The sequence below is a fragment of the Deltaproteobacteria bacterium GWC2_65_14 genome (genome assembly GCA_001797615.1).
Taxonomy (GTDB): domain Bacteria; phylum Desulfobacterota; class Deferrimicrobia; order Deferrimicrobiales; family Deferrimicrobiaceae; genus GWC2-65-14.
Genome location: MGPV01000056.1, coordinates 10,411 through 11,547, shown reverse-complemented (window position 1 = coordinate 11,547; position 1,137 = coordinate 10,411). Strand labels below are relative to the sequence as shown.

At 70.1% G+C, this 1,137-nt stretch carries 1 protein-coding gene and 1 pseudogene (both cut by a window edge); both read right to left on the bottom strand.

Annotated features, from left to right (window positions below; all coding sequences use genetic code 11):
• On the bottom strand, positions 1–204 hold the 5' end (the start) of the coding sequence (locus A2X88_05415) for a hypothetical protein (GenBank protein OGP33334.1). 225 nt of this gene lie to the left of the window's left edge; 204 of the gene's 429 nt are visible here — the first part of the coding sequence; the start codon lies at positions 202–204; its stop codon lies beyond the left edge, outside the window.
• 31 nt (positions 205–235) lie between these two features.
• Positions 236–1,137, bottom strand: a pseudogene (locus A2X88_05410) (NAD(P)-dependent oxidoreductase) (it continues 628 nt past the right edge of the window).

The window sequence follows — 1,137 nt, the reverse complement described above, 5'->3', positions numbered from 1 at the left end:
CTCGGCGTTCACGCGTTTCCCCGCCAGCCGGGCCAGCCGCTTCCGGACCTCGTCCGGGATCGACCGGGAGTTCCTCAGGTCGAAACGAAGCTGGACCGCCGTGGCCACCTTGTTCACATGCTGGCCGCCGGGGCCCGACGAGCGGACGAACTTCTCCTGGATCTCGCTCTCGTCGAGGACGATTCGATCTGCGAAAGGAGCCATCCCCTGATGATACCCCGGGCCTACCACTCCTTCAGGATGAATCCGATGCCGAACCGGTTGGCGGGAGTTGCTCCGGCCCCGCGAGGATCCGTCTCCCGGTGCTGCGCGCGATCCCCTTGAGCATCCCGGTGAAGATCCGGTGGTGGAACGGTCCCACCCCCTTCCAGTAGAGGACCCCCGCCAGTCCCCGGGGGGCGAAGGTGGAGATCTGATGAAGCCGGGTGGCCCCGTCCCGGTCCCGGTGAATCCGGAACTCCAGCGTGGCGCACCCGGGCAGCTTCATCTCGGCCACCAGGAGGAGGCGGCGGTTCGGTTCGACGGCGGCGACCCTCCAGAAGTCGAGCGGGTCCCCGGGGGCAAGCTCCCGCTCGTCGCGGCGCCCCTTCCGGAGCCCGGGGCCTCCGGCCATCCGGTCGAGCAGCCCCCGGAGCGACCAGAGGCGGTCTGCGTAGTACCAGCCCCTCGACCCCCCGATCCGGGCCACCGAATCCCACACCTCCTCGGGGGAGGCCTCCAGGGCGATGGCATGGTGGTCTGTGTAGACGGTTCCCCCCGCCCAGGCCGGATCTCCGGGCAGCGTCCCCGCTTCGGGGAACCGCTCCGCCCCCGCGGACTCCTCCGGTGCACCATACTCCCAGCGTCCGCTGCGCAGCGCTTCCCGGACCGCGCCCCGGCAATCGAGCAGGTCGACCGGGATCCGCTCCCGGATCCGGTTGTCTCGGCAGACCAGCCGGCTGGAAAGCCCTTCGGCCAGCGGCCTGGCCAGGATGGCGGGGACCGGCGTGATCAGGTGGATCCAGTAGGAGCTGAGGCGGGGGGTGAGCACCGGGACCGGGACGATCCGGCGTTTCGGAAGGTCCGCCTCCTCCGCGTAGAGACGCATCAGCTGCCGGTAGGTGACGATGTCGGGGCCGCCGATGTCATAGACCTCCC